The following is a 22724-nucleotide window of genomic DNA, read 5'->3' as shown; positions in this document are numbered from 1 at the left end:
CAATACGCGCCCCGCTCTCCTTTCTGCATGACAAATGGCAAGTCGATGACAAAAAAACTGCATATTAAAACCTGGGGCTGTCAGATGAATGAGTATGACTCATCCAAAATGGCAGACCTGTTAAACAGCACTCATGGTTATACCCTGACCGATGCGGCAGAAGATGCCGATGTCCTGCTGCTCAACACCTGTTCGATTCGTGAAAAGGCCCAGGAAAAAGTTTTTGCTTTGCTTGGCCGTTGGAGAAAACTGAAGGAGTCTAATCCCGATGTGATTATCGGCGTCGGCGGCTGTGTGGCATCACAGGAAGGCGATCAACTGCGCCAACGTGCCAACTGCGTGGATATTGTTTTTGGCCCGCAGACCCTGCATCGTTTGCCGGAGATGATTAATACGGTGCGTGGCACGAAAAGCCCGGTCGTGGATGTCAGCTTCCCGGAAATCGAAAAATTTGACCGCATGCCCGAGCCGCGTGCTGACGGGCCGACCGCATTTGTCTCGATCATGGAAGGCTGCAATAAATACTGCACCTTCTGCGTGGTGCCTTATACGCGCGGTGAGGAAGTCAGCCGCCCTTCGGATGATATTCTGTTCGAGATCGCCCAACTGGCCGCACAGGGCGTGCGTGAGGTGAATCTGCTGGGTCAGAACGTCAATGCGTATCGCGGTGAGACCTTCGACAGCGGTATCTGCTCATTCGCTGAGCTACTACGCCTGGTTGCCGCCATTGATGGTATTGACCGCATTCGCTTTACCACCAGCCACCCTATCGAATTTACCGACGATATCATTGATGTCTACCGCGACACACCAGAGCTGGTGAGCTTCCTGCACCTGCCGGTACAAAGCGGTGCCGACCGCATCCTGACGCTAATGAAGCGTGCGCACACGGCGCTGGAATACAAAGCGATTATTCGCAAGCTGGTTGCTGCACGCCCGGATATTCAAATCAGCTCTGACTTTATCATCGGTTTTCCTGGCGAAACGCAGGCAGACTTCGAGCAGACCATGAAGCTGGTCGGTGAAATCAATTTTGATATCAGCTACAGCTTTATCTATTCAGCCCGTCCGGGAACCCCCGCTGCCGACCTGCCGGATGATGTCTCCGACGACGAGAAAAAACAGCGTCTTTATATTCTGCAGGATCGCCTTAATCAGCAGGTGATGGCCTGGAGTCGCCGTAAGCTTGGCACTGTGCAACGCATTCTGGTCGAAGGCACTTCACGTAAAAATGTGATGGAGCTGTCCGGCCGTACTGCATGTAATCGCGTGGTGAATTTTGAAGGCACGCCAGAACACATTGGCAAATTCGTTGATGTCAATATCGTCGATGTCTATGCCAACTCACTGCGCGGCATTTTTGTCCGCGGTGAAGCTCAAATGGACCTGCGCAGCATCGAGACCCCAGCCTCCGTTATTGCGCGCACGCGCAAAGAGAACGAACTGGGCGTCGGCACCTTCCAGCCTTAATCCCTCAATAATGCGGCGAGCCTTCCGGGTTCGCCGTATGATTTCATTGCGTTACACTTGCTTTCTGAAAGACGCGCCCAAATATCCACTCGGACGCTTGCAGCTTTATGTGCTGCCATAAATAATTCATTTATGGCGCTGAAGCCAGACAGTCATCCATTTCTCAACCTGGCCCTGTGTGACCCAAAGGATTAGTTTGAATATTGAAACACGTGAAGTAACGCTGGAACCTATTGATAACGCGCGGCTGCTGAGCCTGTGCGGCCCATTTGATGACAATATCAAACAGTTGGAACGCCGACTGGGTATTGAGATCAACCGCCGTGAAAACGCCTTTAAGCTGGTGGGACGTGCGCTGAGCGTTCATGCTGGCGTAGACATTCTGCGTCATCTTTATGTGGATACCGCCCCTGTACGAGGCCATATCCCGGATATCGACCCGGAACAGATTCATCTGGCTATCAAAGAGAGCGGCGTGCTTGAACAGACCGCGGACAGTGTGCCCGAGTTCGGCAAAGCGATTCATATTAAAACCAAACGCGGCGTGATCAAACCGCGTACGCCAAACCAGGCGCAGTATGTCGCCAACATTCTCGACCATGATGTTACGTTTGGTATTGGCCCTGCGGGAACCGGTAAAACGTATCTGGCGGTCGCAGCCGCGGTGGATGCCCTGGAGCGCCAGGAGATCCGTCGTATTATGCTAACCCGTCCTGCCGTTGAAGCCGGTGAAAAACTCGGCTTCCTGCCGGGGGACCTCAGCCAGAAGGTGGACCCCTACCTGCGCCCTCTGTACGACGCTCTGTTCGAGATGCTGGGCTTTGAACGCGTGGAGAAGCTGATCGAGCGTAACGTGATTGAAGTGGCACCGCTGGCCTATATGCGCGGTCGTACACTGAACGATGCGTTTATCATTCTCGATGAAAGCCAGAACACCACCATCGAACAGATGAAGATGTTTCTGACGCGTATTGGATTTAACTCGAAAGCGGTGATCACCGGTGATGTGACGCAGATTGACCTGCCACGTAACCTGAAATCCGGCCTGCGCCATGCTATTGAGGTGCTGTCCGATGTGGATGAACTGAGTTTTAACTTCTTTCACAGTGAAGACGTGGTGCGCCATCCTGTCGTTGCGCGCATTGTCGTTGCCTATGAAGCCTGGGAAGCTGCCGACCAAAAACGGCGTGATGCCCAGGCAGAAGAACGTAAACGTGAAGCACTGGCTGCCCAGCAGGCTTCACAGGAGAACAAATGAGTAATGTTATTCTGGACCTGCAACTCGCCTGTGAAAGCGAGCAGGGTCTGCCGGCTGAAGCCGATTTTCAACGCTGGCTGGAGGCGGTACTGCCGCAGTTCCAGCCAGAAAGCGAAGTCACTATCCGTCTGGTTGATGAAGCGGAAAGCCGTGAGTTAAACCACACCTATCGCGCAAAAGACAAACCGACTAATGTGCTGTCCTTCCCATTTGAAGCCCCTCCGGGCATCGAACTGCCCCTGCTGGGCGATTTGATTATCTGTCGCCAGGTGGTGGAAGCGGAAGCTACCGAACAGGAAAAAACGCTTGAGGCCCACTGGGCGCACATGGTGATCCACGGTAGCCTGCATCTGTTGGGTTATGATCACATTGAAGATGACGAAGCCGAAGAGATGGAATCGCTGGAGACCGAGATAATGCTTGCTCTTGGCTATCCCGATCCGTACATTTCGGAGAAAGAATAAGTACCTGGCTTGTATCGCCTGAAAATGAAGGCCACTGCGGCTTCAGATGACAGATTTGTACAAGCCATCACGCCTGCCCCACCTGGGGCAGCCGATTTTATTGATAGAGAGACAAACTCAAAAACGCCATGAGCGATGACCATTCACAAAACAATGACAGTCCCAGTACCAAAAAGGGATTTTTTACGCTGATTCTCAACCAATTGTTCCACGGTGAGCCGAAAAACCGCGATGACCTGCTGGAGTTGATCCGTGATTCTGAACAGAATGACCTGATCGACCCGGATACCAGGGACATGCTGGAAGGTGTGATGGATATCGCCGAACAGCGTGTACGCGACATCATGATCCCTCGCTCTCAGATGGTCACGCTCAAGCGTAACCAGACGCTGGAAGAGTGCCTGGCGGTGATTATTGAGTCTGCCCACTCACGTTTTCCGGTGATCAGCGAAGACAAGGACCATGTTGAAGGCATCCTGATGGCCAAGGACCTGCTGCCATTTATGAGCAGTGAGTCTGAGCCGTTCAGTATGGAAAAGGTACTGCGCCCAGCGGTGGTGGTGCCGGAAAGTAAGCGTGTCGACCGGATGCTGAAAGAGTTCCGTTCACAGCGCTATCATATGGCTATTGTGATTGATGAATTTGGTGGCGTGTCCGGCCTGGTGACTATCGAGGATATCCTTGAGCTGATCGTCGGTGAAATTGAAGATGAGTATGACGATGAAGAAGATCGCGATATTCGTCAGCTCAGTCGCCACACTTACACCATTCGCGCCCTGACGCCGATCGAAGATTTCAACGAAGTCTTCAACACCCACTTCAGCGATGAAGAAGTGGATACCATCGGCGGCCTGGTGATGCAGGGCTTTGGCCATCTGCCGGCACGGGGTGAAAGCATTGAGATCGATGGTTACCAGTTTAAAGTCGCGATGGCAGACAGCCGCCGTATTATTCAGGTCCATGTCAAAATCCCGGAAAATTCGCCGCAACCGACTCTGGAAGAGTAACCGACTTATGGCAATTGCCTTATTCTGCCAGCGCCAGCAGGTTCGCCTGCTTTTAGCGCTTATCACGGGTGCCATTGGCACCCTTTCTTTCTCCCCCTATGATTTCTGGCCTGCGGCACTGGTTTCACTGATCGGCTTACAGGCCCTGACGTTAAACCGCAGCACGCGTCAGGCCAGTGCCATCGGCTTTGTCTGGGGCATGGGACTGTTCGGTAGCGGCATTAACTGGGTTTACGTCAGCATTGCCACCTTCGGCGGAATGCCTGGCCCGGTCAATGTCTTCCTTGTGATCCTGCTGGCAGCCTGGCTGTCTCTCTACCCCCTGCTGTTTGCTGCCCTGCTCAACCGCCTGAGCCCGAAAACCACGCTGCTGCGCCTGGCGCTGGCGGCTCCGGTGCTGTGGCAAATGACGGAGTTCCTGCGCGGCTGGGTACTGACCGGTTTCCCGTGGTTGCAGTTTGGCTACAGCCAGATTAATGGCCCGCTGAAAGGCCTGGCGCCATTACTGGGTGTGGAAGGCATCACCTTCCTGCTGATGATTATCGCCGGCCTGGCGGTGTATGCCGCACTGAAACGCCATCTGGCTGCTGGTGTCGCCGCCCTGGCATTACTGTTGCTCCCCTGGCCGCTGCGTCAGATCAGCTGGTTCCAGCCTTTGCCCGAGCGGGCAGTGGATGTGGCGCTGGTTCAGGGCAATATTGAACAATCGATGAAGTGGGATCCGGATCAGCTGGTGAATACGCTGAAAACCTATACCGCGCTCAGCCGTCCGTTTGTAGGGAAAGCGCCGATCATCATCTGGCCAGAGTCGGCGATTCCTGACCTGGAAACTCGCCAGCAGCCGTTCCTGAAAGCCGTGGATGAACAACTGCGGGCTGGAGGCAGTAGCCTGGTGACCGGCATTGTTGATTCACGCCTCGAAAGCAATCGCTACCACGACTACAACACCATCATCGTGCTGGGCGGACCGCAGCCTTACAACTATTTCAGCAAGAACCGCTACCAGAAGAATCATCTGGTGCCTTTTGGTGAGTTCGTTCCGCTGGAAACCCTGCTGCGTCCACTGGCACCGTTCTTCGACCTGCCAATGTCTTCCTTCAGTCGGGGTGACTACGTGCAGCCACAGCTCCAGGTTGCGGGTTACAACCTGACAGCCGCCATCTGCTACGAAATCGTACTGGGCCAGCAGGTGCGTGACAACTTCAGGCCCGATACCAACTTCCTTCTGACAATCTCGAACGATGCCTGGTTTGGTCACTCCATTGGTCCGTGGCAGCATCTGCAAATGGCGCGTATGCGTGCACTGGAACTCGGCCGCCCACTGCTTCGCAGCACCAATAACGGAGTGACAGCAGTGGTGAATGCTGAGGGTGAGATTGCACAGATTATTCCACAGTTCAAAGCGGAAGTACTGGCAGCCAAGGTCACACCGACGACCGGGCTGACACCTTATGCCCGAATCGGCAACTGGGGTATCTGGGCTGTGACATTACTGTTTGCCCTTGCTGGCGTCCTCTGCGCTTGGCGTTCACGCCGTTCATAACTCTCTCCGGGCGAGGCATGCCTCGCCCCTATCTTTTTCCCCCATCCCCAACAGCTTATGCTGCATTTCTGTTAAAAAACCGCCGTTGGCACGATGATTGCAAAATATTTCCGTGAAACGTGTGTCAGCCCGATATCAAGTCGCTACGAAATCGTTCGCGCACCGTCATGGCGCAGATATTGCACCCATGCGAAGCATTGTCGAAAGAATCGCACTTAATTGGTGCGGGTTGCATCGCAAAAAAGAAACTTTTCCGTATCACTTCATTAACATTCAGCTATGTTATGGAGGAATGACACCGTTTTCGCTATGGATAAAACAGATAACTAGCAGGAAATACACACATCACATCACGTCGGCGTGGGTTTATTTCGCGCCACAACTGCAAAGGAGTTGGAACATGAAATTACGGAAACTGGGGCTTTGCCTTGCACTGGCAGGATTCGCCTCTGGTATCGCTCACGCTGAGGACGCAAAACCACAGGCAGCAGCTGATGCACAACAGCAAGCATCTACTCTGGAAAAGATTGCTAAAAACGGCGTGATCGTCGTTGGCCACCGTGAATCCTCCGTCCCGTTCTCCTACTACGACAACCAGCAAAAAGTTGTGGGTTACTCTCAGGATTATTCCAACGCGATTGTTGAAGCTATCAAGAAAAAGCTGAACAAACCTGACCTGCAAGTAAAAATGCTACCGATTACCTCGCAGAACCGTATTCCGCTGTTGCAAAACGGCACCTACGATTTTGAATGTGGCTCTACCACCAATAACCTTGAGCGCCAGAAACAGGCCAGCTTCTCCGACAGCATCTTCGTCGTCGGTACGCGTCTGCTGGTGAAGAAAGGCGGCGCGATTAAAGACTTCGCCGATCTGAAAGGCAAAAGTGTTGTTGTGACTTCAGGTACCACGTCAGAAATTCTGCTGAACAAGCTGAACGACGAGAAGAAACTCGACATGCGTATCATCAGTGCAAAAGATCACGGTGACTCTTTCCGCACCCTGGAAAGCGGCCGCGCTGTCGCATTTATGATGGATGATGCTCTGCTGGCAGGTGAACGAGCTAAGGCAAAAAAACCGGCTAACTGGGAAATTCTTGGCACTCCACAGTCTCACGAAGCTTACGGCTGTATGCTGAGAAAAGGTGATGGCGAGTTTAAAAAGCTGATGGACGACACAATTGCCCAGGCACAGACGTCTGGCGAAGCCACTAAGTGGTTCGACAAATGGTTCAAACAGCCTATCCCACCAAAAAATATGACGATGGACTTTGACCTGTCTGACGACATGAAAGCATTGTTCAAAGCGCCTAACGACAAGGCAATGAATTAATAAAGAAAAAACACGCACTGATTCGCGTGTCAACAGGGCGGTACGCTGCCCTACGATTGTTGAACACAGGCTCGGACAGACACAGTCAGGCGGACAGGGCTTACGTTCTGGCGCCTGACGAAGATGCAAACCGGTCGTTCCCCGGTGCGCATATCAAAATATTCTCCCGAAGCAGGGAGAGTATTTGAGCCTCTCATCAATCTTCAGGGTAGCGGTCGCTACCCTTTTTTTCCGGAGTATTTTATGTCTATTGATTGGAACTGGGGAATATTCCTGCAAGAGGCCCCATTCGGTAATACAACCTATCTTGGTTGGCTGTGGTCCGGTTTTCAGGTCACCATCGCCGTCTCCGTTTGTGCCTGGATCATCGCCCTGTTAGTCGGTTCCCTGTTCGGTATTTTGCGAACCGTTCCTAACCGTTTACTGTCCGGTCTTGGCACCTGCTACGTTGAGTTATTCCGTAACGTGCCGCTGATCGTGCAATTCTTTATCTGGTATCTGGTGGTGCCGGAGCTGCTGCCGGAAGGTCTTGGCATGTGGTTTAAATCGGAAATCGATCCGAACATCCAGTTCTTCACCTGCTCCGTGCTGTGCCTGGGTCTGTTCACCGCCGCCCGTGTTTGTGAACAGGTTCGTGCCGCTATTCAGTCACTGCCCAGCGGCCAAAAAAATGCCGGACTGGCCATGGGGCTGACGCTGCCACAAACCTACCGCTATGTGCTGCTGCCTAACGCCTATCGCGTGATTGTGCCGCCGATGACCTCGGAGATGCTCAATCTGGTCAAAAACTCAGCCATTGCTTCCACCATCGGGCTGGTTGATATGGCGGCTCAGGCGGGAAAACTGCTGGACTACTCCGCACACGCCTATGAATCTTTCACCGCAATTACCCTCGCCTACATCGCTATCAACGCGGTGATCATGCTGCTGATGGGGCTGGTTGAACGTAAAGTCCGCTTACCGGGGGGCAAATAAACAATGTATGAATTTGACTGGAGTACCATCGTCCCCAATCTTCCTTACCTCTGGGCAGGGATGGTTGTTACGCTGAAAATCACCGTGACGGCGGTAATTTTTGGCATCATCTGGGGCACCCTGCTGGCGGTCATGCGCCTGTCATCCTTCAAACCTATCAGTTGGTTCGCCAAGATCTACGTCAACCTGTTCCGCTCCGTTCCGCTGGTGATGGTGTTGCTGTGGTTCTATCTGGTGGTGCCAAGTTTCCTGCAGCAGGTACTGGGGCTGTCGCCGAAGACAGATATCCGCCTGATCTCTGCGATGGTGGCCTTCTCGCTATTCGAAGCCGCGTATTACTCAGAAATCATCCGTGCGGGTATTTTGAGTATTGCTCGTGGTCAGGGTAGCGCTGCACTGGCACTGGGTATGACGCAGTGGCAATCGATGCGGTTGATCATCCTGCCTCAGGCGTTTCGCGCCATGGTGCCGCTGCTGCTTACCCAGGGCATTGTTTTATTCCAGGACACCTCGCTGGTCTATGTTCTGAGCCTGGCGGACTTCTTCCGTACTGCCGATACCATCGGTGTGAATAATGGTACTGAGATTGAAATGGTGCTGTTTGCCGGTGCGATTTACTTCGTTATCAGCCTTAGCGCTTCGCTGTTGGTCAGCTATTTAAAGAAAAAAAGGACTGTGTAAATGATTACCCTGAAAAATGTTTCTAAATGGTATGGTCACTTTCAGGTGCTGACCGACTGCTCAACCGAAGTCAAAAAAGGTGAAGTGGTGGTGGTGTGTGGTCCTTCAGGCTCAGGGAAGTCGACGCTGATCAAAACGGTGAACGGTCTTGAGCCTATCCAAAAAGGGCTGATTGAAGTGAATGGCACCCCCGTCAACGACAAGAAGACCAACCTTGCCCAACTGCGTTCTAAAGTTGGCATGGTGTTTCAGCATTTTGAGCTGTTCCCACATCTGTCGATCGTCGAGAACCTGACGCTGGCACAGGTAAAAGTCCTGAAACGTAATAAAGAAGAAGCGCGTCAGAAAGGGCTTAAGCTACTCGAACGCGTTGGACTGTCCGCCCATGCCAATAAGTTCCCTGGACAGCTCTCCGGTGGTCAGCAACAGCGTGTAGCAATTGCCCGCGCGCTGTGTATGGATCCTATCGCCATGTTGTTCGACGAACCCACTTCAGCGCTGGACCCAGAAATGATCAATGAAGTGCTGGACGTCATGGTCGAACTGGCGAATGAAGGCATGACAATGATGGTGGTGACGCACGAAATGGGCTTCGCCCGTAAAGTGGCCAACCGGGTGATCTTTATGGATGAAGGAAAGATTGTCGAAGATTCACCGAAGGATGAGTTCTTCAACAATCCACAGTCTGAGCGTGCTAAAGACTTCCTGGCGAAGATTCTGCATTAATCCGTAGGGAGCCAGGTATGCCTGGCTCTGGGTCGGGCATGCCCGACCCCTACATTAATCCGTTGTGCCATTGTTCTGCGTTCATTTATGGCTCAAAGGGCTGACGTACAAACTGGTCATGACTGCACTCCGGGCAACGTTTCAGAACCTCGGGTGTGTAAATCGCCCGCGTATACTGACAGTTCTCACACACCAGATTGCCCAACCCCACCACTTCACCACTTTGATAGACACCATGATGGTTGAGGTCCTGGAAGACCTCGCGCCACTCAAGCTGACTCTTATCCGTAATATCAGCCAGCTCCTTCCACAGGCTCTGACGGATAACCCGCATAAACACGCTATCGCTTAATTCTTCCTGGTTCTCCGCATAGCTGCGGGCAAACTCTTCGAGATCACGACGAACGGCACGACTGACTTCATCAATTTCGCTACGGGTCAACTCACCCCGGTTTTGCATGCGCTGTCGGGCACTCTCCACCAGGGTATCGATGTCACGTTCACCGCGCTCCAGGCGTTGGGTCAGCGAGGACACCAGCTCGCGATAATACTGAGCAACCTTGTTCATAGACACTCCTTATTGATAACGAAAGCGTTTCTCCTCATTCTAGTTGCTGATGGCAAATATCCACATTTTCGCACTGAAATTTGCCGCCGCGCTTCCAGCTTGTAGAGAAATGCCCCGCGGCAGGACGCTTACTGTTGTTGCCTCGGGGCCGAATCAGCTATGCTATGCGGATCTGAACGAACACGAAAAAATTGATACAAAGGACTACTGGCTACTATGCAAGAGCAATATCGCCCGGAAGAGATAGAATCCCATGTTCAGCAGCAATGGGATAACAAGCAAACGTTCAAAGTGACCGAAGAAGAAGGTAAAGAGAAGTACTACTGCCTCTCCATGCTGCCCTATCCTTCTGGCCGCCTGCACATGGGCCACGTACGCAACTATACCATTGGCGATGTGATCTCCCGCTATCAGCGCATGCTGGGTAAAAACGTCTTACAGCCTATCGGCTGGGATGCATTCGGCCTGCCCGCTGAAGGAGCCGCAGTTAAAAACAACACTGCGCCTGCGCCATGGACTTACTCCAACATCGACTACATGAAGAACCAGCTTAAACTGCTGGGCTTCGGCTACGACTGGAACCGTGAACTGGCGACCTGTCAGCCAGAATACTATCGCTGGGAACAGTGGTTCTTTACCAAGCTGTATGAAAAAGGCCTGGTCTATAAAAAGACCTCTGCGGTTAACTGGTGTCCACACGATCTGACCGTTCTGGCTAACGAGCAGGTCATCGATGGCTGCTGCTGGCGTTGTGATACCAAAGTTGAGCGTAAAGAGATCCCGCAGTGGTTTGTAAAAATCACGGATTATGCTGACGAACTGCTGAATGACCTCGACACGCTGGAAAGCTGGCCTGAACAGGTTAAAACCATGCAGCGTAACTGGATTGGCCGTTCTGAAGGCGTGGAAATCGAGTTTAATGTCAGCAACAGCCCGGAAAAGCTGCGCGTATATACCACACGTCCTGACACGTTCATGGGTGTGACTTACCTCGCTGTGGCTGCAGGCCATCCTCTGGCTGCACAAGCAGCAGCAAGCAACCCTGCGCTGGCTGACTTTATCGCTGAATGCCGTAACACCAAAGTTGCTGAAGCAGAAATGGCAACCATGGAGAAAAAAGGCATGGCCACCGGCCTGTACGCACAACACCCGCTGACGGGTGAGGACGTGCCGGTATGGGTCGCTAACTTCGTGCTGATGGAATACGGCACAGGTGCTGTGATGGCCGTTCCTGGCCACGACCAGCGCGACTGGGAGTTCGCCACTAAATACGACCTGCAGATCAAACCGGTTATCCTGGCTGCAGACGGCAGCGCACCGGATCTGAGCGAAGCGGCAATGACCGAAAAAGGCACGCTGTTTAACTCCGGTGAGTTTGACGGTTTGTCTTATGAAGAAGGCTTCAACGCCATCGCGACGAAACTGGCCGATAACGGCGTCGGTGAGCGTAAAGTGAACTACCGCCTGCGCGACTGGGGTGTGTCTCGTCAGCGTTACTGGGGCGCCCCAATCCCAATGGTCACCCTGGAAGACGGTACCGTTATGCCAACCCCGGAAGACCAGCTGCCGGTGATCCTGCCAGAAGACGTGGTGATGGATGGCATTACCAGCCCGATTAAAGCCGATCCTGAATGGGCAAAGACCACCGTCAACGGCCAGCCTGCGTTGCGTGAAACCGACACCTTTGACACCTTTATGGAATCCTCATGGTATTACGCGCGTTACACCTGCCCGGATTACGATAAAGGCATGCTGGACCCGGCTGCCGCCAACTACTGGCTGCCAGTGGACCAATATGTTGGCGGCATCGAACACGCCATCATGCACCTGCTTTACTTCCGTTTCTTCCATAAACTGCTGCGTGATGCAGGCCTGGTGAACTCGGATGAACCCGCAAAACGCCTGCTGTGTCAGGGAATGGTACTGGCAGATGCCTTCTACTATCTTGGTACCAGCGGAGAACGTAACTGGGTTTCACCGGTTGACGTGACCGTTGAGCGTGATGAGAAGGGCCGTATCACCAAAGCCAGCGATGCCGAAGGCCATGAGCTGGTGTATGCCGGCATGAGCAAAATGTCGAAGTCGAAAAACAACGGCATCGACCCACAGATCATGGTTGAGCGTTACGGTGCAGATACTGTTCGTCTGTTTATGATGTTTGCTTCACCAGCAGAAATGACGCTGGAATGGCAGGAATCCGGCGTGGAAGGGGCTAACCGCTTCCTGAAACGTGTCTGGAAGCTGGCGTTTGAACATACAGAAAAAGGCGCAACGGTTGCCCTGAACGTTGATGAACTCAACGACGATCAAAAAAGCCTGCGTCGTGACTTGCATAAAACCATCAGTAAAGTGTCTGATGATATCGGCCGTCGTCAGACCTTTAACACCGCGATTGCGGCAATTATGGAGCTGATGAACAAACTGGCACGCGCCCCACAGGAGAGCGAACAGGATCGTGCGCTGATGCAGGAAGCGCTGCTGGCCGTTGTACGCATGCTCAACCCGTTTACCCCGCACGCCAGCTTCGTGCTGTGGCAGGCGCTGGGTGGCGCTGGGGATATTGACAACGCACCGTGGCCGCAGGCAGACGACGCTGCAATGGTAGAAGATTCACTGCTGGTTGTGGTACAGGTTAACGGCAAGGTGCGCGGTAAAATCACCGTAGCCGCTGACGCTAATCAAGAACAGGTGCAGGCTCGCGCTGCGCAGGAGCATCTGGTGGCCAAATATCTCGATGGCGTCACCATTCGTAAAGTGATTTACGTACCGGGCAAGCTGCTTAACCTGGTCGTTGGTTGATGTCTGGAGGAATTGTGCGACATCCTATAGTCTCTCTGTTACTCAGCCTGGCGGTGTTGATCACCGCCGGTTGTGGTTACCATCTGCGCGGCACCACATCGGTGCCGCCGGAAATGAAAACCCTGATTCTCGATACCGCTGACCCGTACGGTCCACTGACTCGCGAGGTGCGTGAACAGTTAAGACTGAACGATGTTAACATTATTGATAATCCGCAAGAGCGCACCGATGTCCCTTCCCTGCGTCTGATGGGCGAAACTCGGGGTCGTGATACCGCCTCGATTTTCCAGGACGGTAAAACGGCGGAGTATTCAATGGTGATGACTGTTAATGCTCAGGTACTGGTACCCAATAAGGGCATCTATCCAATCAGCGCCACGGTGTATCGTTCATTCTTTGATAACCCACTGGCAGCGTTGGCGAAAGACTCTGAACAGCAGATCATTGTCAATGAAATGCGAACTCAGGCCGTGCAGCAGCTGGTGCGCAAGCTTCTCACCGTGCATGCGGCTGAGAACGATGCGTCAATCAACACGCTTGGCAATACCCCCTCAGCGGTCGACCGTTTACCGACTGATCCGGGCAGTATGTCGGACAGTTCTTACACACGATGATCAGGATTTACCCTGAACAGCTAGGCGCGCAACTCCGTGAGGGGCTGCGCGCCTGTTATTTATTGAGTGGTAATGAACCGCTGCTGCTGCAGGAAGCGCAAGATGACATTCGTGCCGCCGCCCAGCAGCAGGGCTTTACCGAACACTTCAGTGTCACACTGGAAGCGAGCACCGACTGGCAGGATATTTTTGCCATCTGTCAGGCGCTCAGTCTGTTTTCCAGCCGCCAGACACTGCAACTGACTTTGCCAGAAAATGGCCCCAATGCAGCGACAGGTGAACAACTGCTCACCCTGTCGACACTGCTGCACAGCGATATTCTGCTGGTGCTGCGAGCCGCCAAACTGACCAAGGCGCAGGAAAATAGCGCCTGGTATAAAGCGCTCAGTGCACAAGGTGTTGTGGTTCCCTGCCAGACGCCGGAACAGGCGCAACTGCCGCGCTGGGTTTCTGCACGCGCCAAAAAGCACCAACTCACGCTGGATGATGCCGCTAATCAGCTGTTGTGTTACTGCTACGAAGGCAACCTGCTGGCTTTGTCGCAAGCGCTGGAGCGGCTTTCGCTGCTGTGGCCGGACGGAAAGCTGACGCTACCCCGCGTTGAGCAGGCGGTAAACGATGCTGCGCACTTTACCCCTTTCCACTGGGTAGATGCCCTGCTGGCAGGTAAAAGCAAACGCGCCCTGCACATCCTGCACCAGATGCATTCCGAAGATAGCGAGCCGGTGATCCTGATGCGAACCCTGCAACGCGACCTGCTGCTGCTGGTGACGTTACAGCGACAAATGGCACAGACGCCGCTCCGCACGCTGTTCGATCAGCATCGCGTCTGGCAGAACCGCCGTACGCTATTCAGCGATGCATTACAGCGACTGAGTGCCATGCAACTCGCCCAGGCGGTAAGGCTGCTAACGCAGATTGAGTTAACACTAAAACAGGATTACGGCCAGTCTGTTTGGTCTGAGCTGGAAACCCTGGCGCTGATGTTATGCCATCCATCATTCCCGGCGAGTTTTTGTGATGTCTGATCACTACGCGCTCCATGCGCTGTTCGGTGGCACATTTGACCCGATTCATTACGGTCACCTGAAACCAGCAGAAGCACTGGCCCATCTCACCGGGCTGGAAAAAGTGACATTATTGCCGAACAACGTCCCGCCACATCGTCCACAGCCGGAAGCCACACCAGAACAGCGTGTGGCGATGGTAAAACTGGCGATTAGCGATAACCCGCTGTTTGACCTTGATCTGCGGGAAATGCAGCGCGACACGCCGTCTTATACTATCGACACGCTGGCAGCCCTGCGCCTTGAACGCGGTGACCGACAGCCACTCGCCTTTATCATTGGTCAGGATTCCCTGCTCACCTTACACAAATGGCATCGCTGGCAGGATTTACTGTCACTTTGCCACCTGCTGGTCTGTCAACGCCCCGGCTATCGCAGTGAAATGGAGACACCAGAGCTGCAACGCTGGCTTGACTGTCATCTGACAACACAGCCACAGGTGCTACAACAATCGCCCGCCGGTAATATTCTTCTGGCTGAAACACCGTTGATTGATATTTCCGCCACGGAAATCCGCGCTCGCCGCCATCGGGGCCAGTCGGATGTCGACCTGCTGCCCCCGGCAGTCAGCGACTACATCGATCGCGAGGGTTTATATCGTAACCTCTAACAGCGTGATATACTGCGCCGCTCAAATTTTCAGGGCGTAAGCCCCGCAAACACACAATGTTACGGTTATCATTTCGGCTGACATAGCTTATATGAGATAACCCATCAGACTTAAAATCCCAAGGGGGAACCTTTTGCAAGGTCAAGCACTCCAAGACTTCGTCATTGATAAATGTGACGATTTAAAAGCTCAGGACATCATTGCTATCGACGTTCAGGGCAAATCAAGCATCACCAGCTGCATGGTTATCTGCACCGGTACATCTACACGTCATCTGGTTTCAATCGCAGAACACGTGGTACAGGAAGCCAAGCTGATCGGTCTGGATGCATTTCGCGTGAACAGCCGTGCCCCAAGTGACTGGGTAGTGGTTGATCTCGGTGAAGTCATTGTTCATGTGATGGAAGCTGAGAGCCGTAAGCTCTACGAACTGGAAAAGCTCTGGAGTTAAACCGTGAAGCTTCAACTGGTCGCCGTCGGCACCAAAATGCCTGACTGGGTACAAACTGGTTTTATGGAATATCTGCGGCGTTTTCCCAAAGATATGCCCTTTGAACTGGTTGAAGTGCCCGCCGGAAAGCGCGGTAAAAATGCGGATATCAAACGCATTCTGGAAAAAGAAGGCGAACTGATGCTGGCCGCCGCAGGAAAAGGCAACCGCATCGTCACGCTGGATATACCCGGCCAGCCGTGGGAAACCCCGCAGCTTGCCAGCCAGCTGGAGCGCTGGAAGCAGGATGGCCGTGATGTCAGCCTGTTTATTGGCGGACCGGAAGGCTTGTCACCCGCCTGCAAGGCTGCGGCGGAACAAAGCTGGTCACTCTCGGCGCTAACCCTGCCCCATCCGCTGGTACGCGTATTGGTTGCAGAGAGTTTATATCGTGCATGGAGCATTACTGCGAATCATCCTTATCATCGCGAATAGCGAATAAGGCTAACCGGACTGACAAAGCAGCGGATGAAATTACAACGTAACTCCTTTCGTGACTACACCGCCGAGCAGACTCTGTTTGTTCGCAGGGCTCTGATTGCATTTTTTGGCATTATCACACTTTCCGGTGTTCTGGTGGCCAATCTTTACCACCTGCAAATCATCCGCTTTGATGACTACAGCACGCGCTCCAATGAAAACCGCATCAAGCTGGTTCCTGTCGCACCGAGTCGCGGTATTATTTACGATCGTAATGGCGTCCCGCTGGCGCTTAATCGCACCATTTATCAGCTTGAGCTGATGCCCGAAAAAGTGGAGAACCTGCAGCAGACGTTGCAGGAACTTAAACCGATTATCGATCTCACCGATGACGATATCGAAGCCTTTCAAAAAGAGCGCAAACGCTCGCGCCGCTTTACGTCTATCGCGGTGAAAACCAGCCTGAACGATGTCCAGGTGGCGCGTTTCGCCGTGAACCAATATCGCTTCCCCGGCGCTGAAGTCAAAGGCTACCAGCGTCGCTATTATCCCTACGGATCTGCCCTGACCCATGTGCTGGGTTACGTGTCGAAAATTAACGATCGTGACGTCGAGCGCCTGGACAAAGAGGGTAAATGGCCGAACTATGCTGCCACTCATGACATCGGCAAACTGGGTATTGAACGCTACTATGAAGATGTTCTGCACGGTAAAACCGGCTACGAAGAAGTAGAAGTTAACAATCGTGGCCGCGTGATCCGCCAGTTGCATGAGCAATCCCCTCAGGCCGGGCGTGATATCTACCTGACCATTGATCTTAAACTTCAGCAATATATCGAAACCTTGCTGGCGGGTAGCCGTGCGGCAGTGGTGGTAACGGATCCGCGGAATGGCGAAATCCTGTCGATGGTTTCCATGCCAAGCTATGATCCAAATCTGTTTGTCGATGGTATCTCGAGTAAAGATTACAACGGCCTGCTGCATGACGAAAACCGCCCATTGATTAACCGTGCCACCCAGGGTGCCTACCCTCCCGCCTCGACGGTGAAACCGTATATTGCGGTCTCCGCCCTGACGGCAGGTGTTATCACCCGCAATACCAGTTTGTTTGACCCCGGCTGGTGGCAGCTGCCCGGTTCTGAGAAGCGCTTTCGTGACTGGAAACGCTGGGGTCATGGTCGTCTGAATGTCACCAAATCGCTGGAAGAATCTGCCGATACCTTCTTCTATCAGGTCGCCTATGATATGGGCATTGACCGTCTGGGCGAATGGATGAGCAAATTCGGTTACGGTCATCTTTCGGGCATCGATCTGATCGAAGAAACCCCGGGTAACATGCCCACGCGCGAATGGAAAATGAAGCGCTTTAAGAAACCCTGGTACCAGGGTGATACCATCCCGGTGGGCATCGGCCAGGGTTACTGGACCGCGACACCGGTGCAGATGAACAAAGCGCTGATGATCCTGATTAACGACGGTGTGATTAAAACGCCACACCTGATGATGGACACCATGCAAGGCTCGGTGAAAGTGCCGTGGCGTCAACCCCCGGCTGCGCCTATCGCGGATATTCACACCGGATACTGGGAAATTGCGAAAGACGGGATGTATGGCGTGGCGAACCGTCCAAACGGTACGGCGCGTAAAAGCTTTGACGATGCGCCCTATAAAATTGCCGCCAAGTCCGGTACCGCGCAGGTATTTGGCCTGAAAGCGAACGAAACCTACAACGCCCACAAACTGACTGAGCGCCTGCGTGACCATAAACTGATGACCGCGTTTGCGCCTTATGATCACCCACGCGTGGCCGTCAGTATTATTCTCGAAAACGGCGGCGCAGGCCCGGCAGTCGGTACGATCATGCGCCAGATACTCGACCATATTATTCTTGGCGATAACAATACCAACCTGCCTGACGCTGCACCAACGCCGCCAGGCTATGAAGGCGAATAACCGGTTATGAATGATAGCCATCAAAAACGGACAATCTGGACTCGCATCCACGTTGATCCTCTATTTTGCCTCATCATTACCGCGCTGCTGATCTACAGTGCGCTGGTGATGTGGAGTGCCAGCGGCCAGGATCCCGGCATGATGGAGCGCAAGCTCGGTCAAATCGCCATGGGCGTGATTGTCATGCTGGTGATGGCGCAGATCCCACCACGCGTCTACGAAGGGTGGGCACCCTATCTGTATATTGTCTGCGTGATCCTGCTGATTGCGGTCGATGCGTTCGGTCATATCAGTAAAGGCGCACAGCGCTGGCTGGATCTCGGCGTGGTACGATTCCAACCATCGGAAATCGCTAAAATAGCCGTACCACTGATGGTGGCGCGCTTTATTAACCGTGATGTCTGCCCGCCTACGCTGAAAAATACCGCTATCGCGCTGGTACTGATCTTTATGCCAACCCTGCTGGTGGCTGCACAGCCCGATCTGGGAACGTCGATCCTGATTGCCGCTTCCGGGCTTTTTGTCCTTTTCCTGTCTGGCATGAGCTGGAAACTGATCGCTGTTGCGGTGCTGCTGGTCGCCGCGTTTATCCCGATCCTGTGGTTCTTCCTGATGCACGACTATCAGCGCGATCGCGTGATGATGTTGCTGGATCCGGAAAGTGATCCGCTGGGGGCGGGTTACCATATTATTCAATCGAAGATAGCCATCGGCTCTGGTGGCCTGCGCGGGAAGGGGTGGCTGCATGGAACCCAGTCACAGCTGGAGTTTTTACCGGAGCGTCACACGGACTTTATTTTCGCCGTACTGGCCGAAGAATTAGGATTAGTCGGGGTGCTGGTTCTGCTGATACTCTACGTGCTGCTGATTATGCGCGGCCTGATGATGGCCGCCCGCGCGCAGACAACCTTTGGTCGCGTGATGGCTGGTGGAATGATGCTGATCTTCTTTGTTTATGTTTTTGTTAACATTGGCATGGTGAGCGGCATTCTGCCCGTTGTTGGGGTACCGTTACCGCTGGTGAGCTACGGGGGTTCCGCGCTGATCGTCCTGATGGCCGGGTTCGGGATCATTATGTCGATTCACACCCATCGAAAACTGTTGTCGAAGAGCGTTTAAGAGGCATAAACATGCGTAAGGATTGGCTTTGGATTGCCCTGGCTTCAGCATTGCTGGCAGCCTGTACTACTGACAGCGACCAGCAGGCGCCCGTCACCCAACAGCAAGCGACCTATAACGGCCCGGTGGTCGAGATTGGCGGTGCGGAGCCTCGCTATGAACCGATTAATCCCGGCACCAGCCAGGATTACTCGGTCAACGGCAAAAATTATAAAATTGTCAAAGATCCATCGAACTTCAGTCAGGTTGGCCTGGCTGCATGGTATGGCGAAGAAGCCAACGGCAACCGTACCGCAACGGGCGAAACCTTCGATCCGAACGCCATGACGGCCGCACACCCCACGCTGCCTCTGCCCAGCTACGTCCGTGTGACCAATATTGCCAATGGCCGTATGATTGTGGTGCGCGTCAACGATCGCGGCCCTTACACGCCAGGCCGTATTATTGATCTGTCTCGTGCGGCAGGCGACCGCCTTAATATCTCCAATAACAGCAAAGTCCGCGTCGATTACATTGCTGTCGCACCGGATGGCAGCCTGTCAGGCCCGGGGACGGTTGGCACTACCGTGGCGAAACAGAGCTATGCACTGCCCTCGCGCCCGGAAATTGGTGGCGGTATGACAATGGGCGGCGGTGCTGCTTCGACACCCGTGATGTCATCATCACCATCACAGCCCGCACAGTACTCCAGTCCGCAGCCACAGGAAATGGAACAACAGTCACGTCCGGTGGATAACGGCTCGCTGAACAGTGATAACACCATGGGCGCTCCCGTGCGCAGCAGTGGTTTCCTTGGCGCGGCACAACCCTTACCGGGCGGCGTACTGGAAAGCAGTGAACCGGTCGCGGTAACACCTTCCGCTTCTTCAGCCCCTGCTGCTGTCGCGGCCCCAACGGCAGCAGCAGCTTCACTCCCTGCAACGGGTGCCACCGGCAATTATGTGGTGCAGGTTGGCGCACTGAGCGATGGTCCACGTGCACGCCAGCTGGCAACCAGTTTGGGTAAACAGTTCGGCGTTCCCGGCTCAGTAGACAGCCGTGGCAATGTGTATCGCGTCCAGCTTGGCCGTTTCACTTCGCGTCAGCAGGCCGCCGCATTACAGCAGCGCCTGGCGAGTGAAGCACAGCAACAATCGTTTATTACTGTCGCACCTGACGCAATGTAATTCTCCACCGATCCGCCAGATTTAGGCGGGTCGTGGCAGGATGATTTTGCTATAGTGAGTCACTTTTTTTAACCTAGCCCATGGATGTTGTTGTCCTTACATGAACACTCTGAAGCCATCCCGACTGCTCAAACGCCTGACTACAGGCACGCTTATCGCCCTCAGCCTCAATGTTGTCGCTTATGCTGACGACCTGAACATCAAGACCATGATCCCCGGCGTACCGGAAATTGATGCTGAAGCCTATGTCCTGATCGATTACAACTCAGGGAAAGTCCTGGCTGAGAAGAATGCCGATGCGCGCCGTGACCCGGCGAGTCTGACAAAAATGATGACCAGCTATGTCATCGGCCAGGCGGTCAAAGCCGGTAAAATCCATCAGGATGATATCGTCACCGTCGGGAAAGATGCCTGGGCCACCGGCAACCCGGTGTTCAAAGGTTCGTCTCTGATGTTTCTGAAGCCTGGCGACCGCGTACCGGTCTCCCAGCTGACGCGCGGTATCGTACTGCAATCAGGTAATGATGCCTGTGTGGCCATGGCCGATTATGTTGCCGGCAGTCAGGATGCGTTCGTGGGCCTGATGAACAACTACGTGAAAGCGCTGGGCCTGCAAAACACTCACTTCCAGACGGTCCACGGTCTGGACGCTGAAGGGCAGTACAGCTCTGCGCGCGATATGGCGCTGATTGGCCGCTCACTGATCCGTGATGTGCCGGACGAATACGCTGTTTATCACGAGAAAGAGTTCACCTTTAATAATATTCGCCAGACCAACCGTAACGGTTTGTTGTGGGATACCAGCCTCAACGTTGACGGTATTAAAACCGGCCACACCGATGCGGCAGGTTACAACCTGGTGGCCTCTGCGACCGAAGGCCAGATGCGTTTGATCTCCACCGTGATGGGCGGCCACACCTACAAAGGGCGTGAAACCGAGAGCAAGAAATTGCTGACCTGGGGCTTCCGCTTCTTCGAAACGGTGGCACCACTGAAAGCCGGGAAAGAGTTTGCCTCTGAGCCTGTATGGTTCGGTAACAGCGATCGTGTGCAGCTGGGCGTGGAAAAAGATGTGTTCCTTACCATCCCTCGTGGCCGCATGAAAGACCTGAAAGCCAGCTATACCCTGAGCAATACCGAGCTGCATGCTCCCTTGCAGAAAAACCAGGTCGTCGGCAGCATCAACTTCCAGTTGGACGGCAAAACCATTGAACAGCACCCACTGGTGGTGCTGAATGATATGCCGGAAGGTGGCTTCTTTGGCCGCATCATTGATTATATCAAACTGATGTTCCACCACTGGTTCGGTTAACCACAGATCCGGGTTGGGCATGCCCGACCCCTACGCGATCGCTCACATCTTGAAATTAATCTCTAATATCCCCATATTGTGAGTATCTGTTTACTCCCGCTGCGGCGGGAGTCCTTGTTGGTGTCACCGGAGTCCATATGAAAACCAATCTTAAAGAACTGCTCGAATTCCCCACCTCTTTTACCTATAAAGTGATGGGTCTGGCACAGCCGGAGCTGGTCGATCAAGTGGTTGAAGTGGTGCAGCGTCATGCACCAGGTGACTACTCTCCGGATGTTAAACCAAGCAGCAAAGGCAATTATCATTCGGTGTCGATTACCATCACCGCCACCCACATCGAACAGGTCGAAACCCTGTATGACGAGTTGGGTAAGATTGAAATTGTCCGCATGGTGCTGTAACCCTGACGTTGGCGGGGGCAAGCTGGCTCTTGCCCTGTGCCAACGTTATACTGTTCCCCTCGTTACCCAACCGGATTGTCCGTTTTGCCTCACACTAGCCTGATTATCCGCCAACTCGGCATGCAGCCATGGGCGCCTGTTTCTCTCGCCATGCATCAGTTCACCGACCAGCGTGACGATAATACGCCGGACGAGATCTGGCTGGTGGAACACCCCCCGGTGTTTACTCAGGGGCAGGCAGGAAAAAGTGAACACCTGTTAATGCCCGGCGACATTCCAGTCATGCAGAGCGATCGTGGCGGCCAGGTGACTTATCATGGCCCCGGTCAGCAGATCATGTATGTGATGGTGAATCTGAAGCGTCGTAAAACGGGCGTACGCCAGCTGGTTACCGCCCTTGAACAAACGGTGATCGATACACTGGCGCATTTTTCCGTGACCGCCAATGCGCGCCCCGATGCCCCGGGTGTCTATGTTGACGGCAAAAAAATCTGCTCATTAGGGCTGCGGATCCGCAATGGCTGCTCCTTTCACGGCCTTGCGCTGAATATTGATATGGATTTAACCCCTTTCCTGCGCATTAACCCCTGCGGCTATGCCGGAATGGAGATGACACAGCTGGCGGCACTCACTGCCTCTGCGACACCTGCCGATATCCAGCCGTTGCTGATCAAAAATTTTGCTCTTCAACTGGCAATAACTGACGTTTCCTGGAGCGAAAGTACGGAACTCCCGCTAAGATAGGGGGCAA

Annotated in this window: 22 protein-coding genes; 21 read left to right on the top strand and 1 reads right to left on the bottom strand. The window is 53.7% G+C overall.

The annotated features are described in order from the left end of the window. The first annotated feature begins 45 nt into the window (after window positions 1-45). The 9 genes from miaB (at window position 46) to LJN55_RS06145 (ending at window position 9454) form a co-directional block, all read left to right on the top strand. Window positions 46-1470, top strand: coding sequence for a tRNA (N6-isopentenyl adenosine(37)-C2)-methylthiotransferase MiaB (gene miaB, locus LJN55_RS06185; RefSeq protein ID WP_227535864.1), 1425 nt, complete (start codon window positions 46-48; stop codon window positions 1468-1470). A gap of 196 nt (window positions 1471-1666) precedes the next feature. Next, window positions 1667-2728, top strand: a complete 1062-nt coding sequence (locus tag LJN55_RS06180; RefSeq protein ID WP_133845574.1) for a PhoH family protein — start codon at window positions 1667-1669, stop codon at window positions 2726-2728. Beyond that, window positions 2725-3192 (top strand): rRNA maturation RNase YbeY, encoded by a 468-nt coding sequence (gene ybeY, locus LJN55_RS06175; RefSeq protein WP_133845576.1) that lies wholly within the window; start codon window positions 2725-2727, stop codon window positions 3190-3192. Before LJN55_RS06180 ends, ybeY begins: the two co-directional genes overlap by 4 nt. A gap of 128 nt (window positions 3193-3320) precedes the next feature. Further along, entirely contained in the window at window positions 3321-4199 is an 879-nt protein-coding gene (gene corC, locus LJN55_RS06170) for a CNNM family magnesium/cobalt transport protein CorC (protein ID WP_133845578.1), read from the top strand. A gap of 7 nt (window positions 4200-4206) precedes the next feature. Next, window positions 4207-5742, top strand: coding sequence for an apolipoprotein N-acyltransferase (gene lnt, locus LJN55_RS06165; protein ID WP_133845580.1), 1536 nt, complete (start codon window positions 4207-4209; stop codon window positions 5740-5742). A 400-nt stretch (window positions 5743-6142) separates the two neighbouring features. Beyond that, window positions 6143-7072, top strand: a complete 930-nt coding sequence (locus LJN55_RS06160) for an amino acid ABC transporter substrate-binding protein (RefSeq protein ID WP_133845582.1) — start codon at window positions 6143-6145, stop codon at window positions 7070-7072. A gap of 243 nt (window positions 7073-7315) precedes the next feature. After that, complete coding sequence (locus LJN55_RS06155; protein WP_133845584.1) at window positions 7316-8047, top strand: amino acid ABC transporter permease; 732 nt, start codon at window positions 7316-7318, stop codon at window positions 8045-8047. Window positions 8048-8050: 3 nt separating this feature from the next. Continuing rightward, complete coding sequence (gene gltK, locus LJN55_RS06150) at window positions 8051-8728, top strand: glutamate/aspartate ABC transporter permease GltK (RefSeq protein ID WP_227535863.1); 678 nt, start codon at window positions 8051-8053, stop codon at window positions 8726-8728. After that, window positions 8729-9454: an amino acid ABC transporter ATP-binding protein gene (locus LJN55_RS06145; protein WP_133845586.1), complete on the top strand. Its 726-nt coding sequence runs from the start codon at window positions 8729-8731 to the stop codon at window positions 9452-9454. 85 nt (window positions 9455-9539) lie between these two features. Here the strand turns inward: LJN55_RS06145 and LJN55_RS06140 are convergent, their stop codons facing one another. Then, the gene (locus tag LJN55_RS06140; RefSeq protein WP_133845588.1) at window positions 9540-10022 is read right to left on the bottom strand and encodes a zinc ribbon-containing protein; all 483 of its coding nucleotides are present in this window, start codon (window positions 10020-10022) and stop codon (window positions 9540-9542) included. Between the two features lie 216 nt (window positions 10023-10238). Here LJN55_RS06140 and leuS point away from each other — a divergent pair, with 216 nt between their 5' ends. The 12 genes from leuS (at window position 10239) to lipB (ending at window position 22717) form a co-directional block, all read left to right on the top strand. After that, a complete protein-coding gene (gene leuS / locus LJN55_RS06135) occupies window positions 10239-12821 on the top strand; it encodes a leucine--tRNA ligase (RefSeq protein WP_133845589.1) in 2583 nt (860 codons plus the stop codon). Window positions 12822-12835: 14 nt separating this feature from the next. Then, on the top strand, window positions 12836-13435 hold the full coding sequence (gene lptE / locus LJN55_RS06130) for an LPS assembly lipoprotein LptE (RefSeq protein WP_133845591.1): 600 nt from the start codon (window positions 12836-12838) through the stop codon (window positions 13433-13435). Continuing rightward, complete coding sequence (holA, locus tag LJN55_RS06125) at window positions 13432-14463, top strand: DNA polymerase III subunit delta (protein ID WP_133845593.1); 1032 nt, start codon at window positions 13432-13434, stop codon at window positions 14461-14463. The genes lptE and holA overlap by 4 nt, the downstream gene beginning before the upstream one ends. Then, window positions 14456-15112, top strand: coding sequence for a nicotinate-nucleotide adenylyltransferase (gene nadD, locus LJN55_RS06120; RefSeq protein WP_227535862.1), 657 nt, complete (start codon window positions 14456-14458; stop codon window positions 15110-15112). Before holA ends, nadD begins: the two co-directional genes overlap by 8 nt. A gap of 133 nt (window positions 15113-15245) precedes the next feature. Continuing rightward, the gene (gene rsfS / locus LJN55_RS06115; RefSeq protein WP_062745328.1) at window positions 15246-15563 is read left to right on the top strand and encodes a ribosome silencing factor; all 318 of its coding nucleotides are present in this window, start codon (window positions 15246-15248) and stop codon (window positions 15561-15563) included. Window positions 15564-15566: 3 nt separating this feature from the next. Continuing rightward, window positions 15567-16037: a 23S rRNA (pseudouridine(1915)-N(3))-methyltransferase RlmH gene (rlmH, locus tag LJN55_RS06110; RefSeq protein WP_056240011.1), complete on the top strand. Its 471-nt coding sequence runs from the start codon at window positions 15567-15569 to the stop codon at window positions 16035-16037. 33 nt (window positions 16038-16070) lie between these two features. Next, the gene (mrdA, locus tag LJN55_RS06105; protein WP_133845598.1) at window positions 16071-17975 is read left to right on the top strand and encodes a peptidoglycan DD-transpeptidase MrdA; all 1905 of its coding nucleotides are present in this window, start codon (window positions 16071-16073) and stop codon (window positions 17973-17975) included. 6 nt (window positions 17976-17981) lie between these two features. Beyond that, window positions 17982-19094, top strand: a complete 1113-nt coding sequence (gene mrdB / locus LJN55_RS06100) for a peptidoglycan glycosyltransferase MrdB (RefSeq protein ID WP_133845600.1) — start codon at window positions 17982-17984, stop codon at window positions 19092-19094. An 11-nt stretch (window positions 19095-19105) separates the two neighbouring features. Then, the gene (gene rlpA, locus LJN55_RS06095; RefSeq protein ID WP_133845602.1) at window positions 19106-20260 is read left to right on the top strand and encodes an endolytic peptidoglycan transglycosylase RlpA; all 1155 of its coding nucleotides are present in this window, start codon (window positions 19106-19108) and stop codon (window positions 20258-20260) included. Between the two features lie 100 nt (window positions 20261-20360). Next, complete coding sequence (gene dacA, locus LJN55_RS06090; protein WP_133845604.1) at window positions 20361-21572, top strand: D-alanyl-D-alanine carboxypeptidase DacA; 1212 nt, start codon at window positions 20361-20363, stop codon at window positions 21570-21572. 137 nt (window positions 21573-21709) lie between these two features. Next, a complete protein-coding gene (ybeD, locus tag LJN55_RS06085; RefSeq protein ID WP_062745316.1) occupies window positions 21710-21973 on the top strand; it encodes a DUF493 family protein YbeD in 264 nt (87 codons plus the stop codon). A gap of 120 nt (window positions 21974-22093) precedes the next feature. Next, entirely contained in the window at window positions 22094-22717 is a 624-nt protein-coding gene (gene lipB, locus LJN55_RS06080; RefSeq protein ID WP_238337079.1) for a lipoyl(octanoyl) transferase LipB, read from the top strand. Window positions 22718-22724 lie beyond the last annotated feature (7 nt).

Origin of the sequence: Erwinia rhapontici (assembly GCF_020683125.1) — a bacterium.
GTDB lineage: Bacteria > Pseudomonadota > Gammaproteobacteria > Enterobacterales > Enterobacteriaceae > Erwinia > Erwinia rhapontici.
The sequence above is the reverse complement of the archived record's forward strand: the minus strand, read 5'-3'. Positions and strand labels throughout refer to the sequence as shown.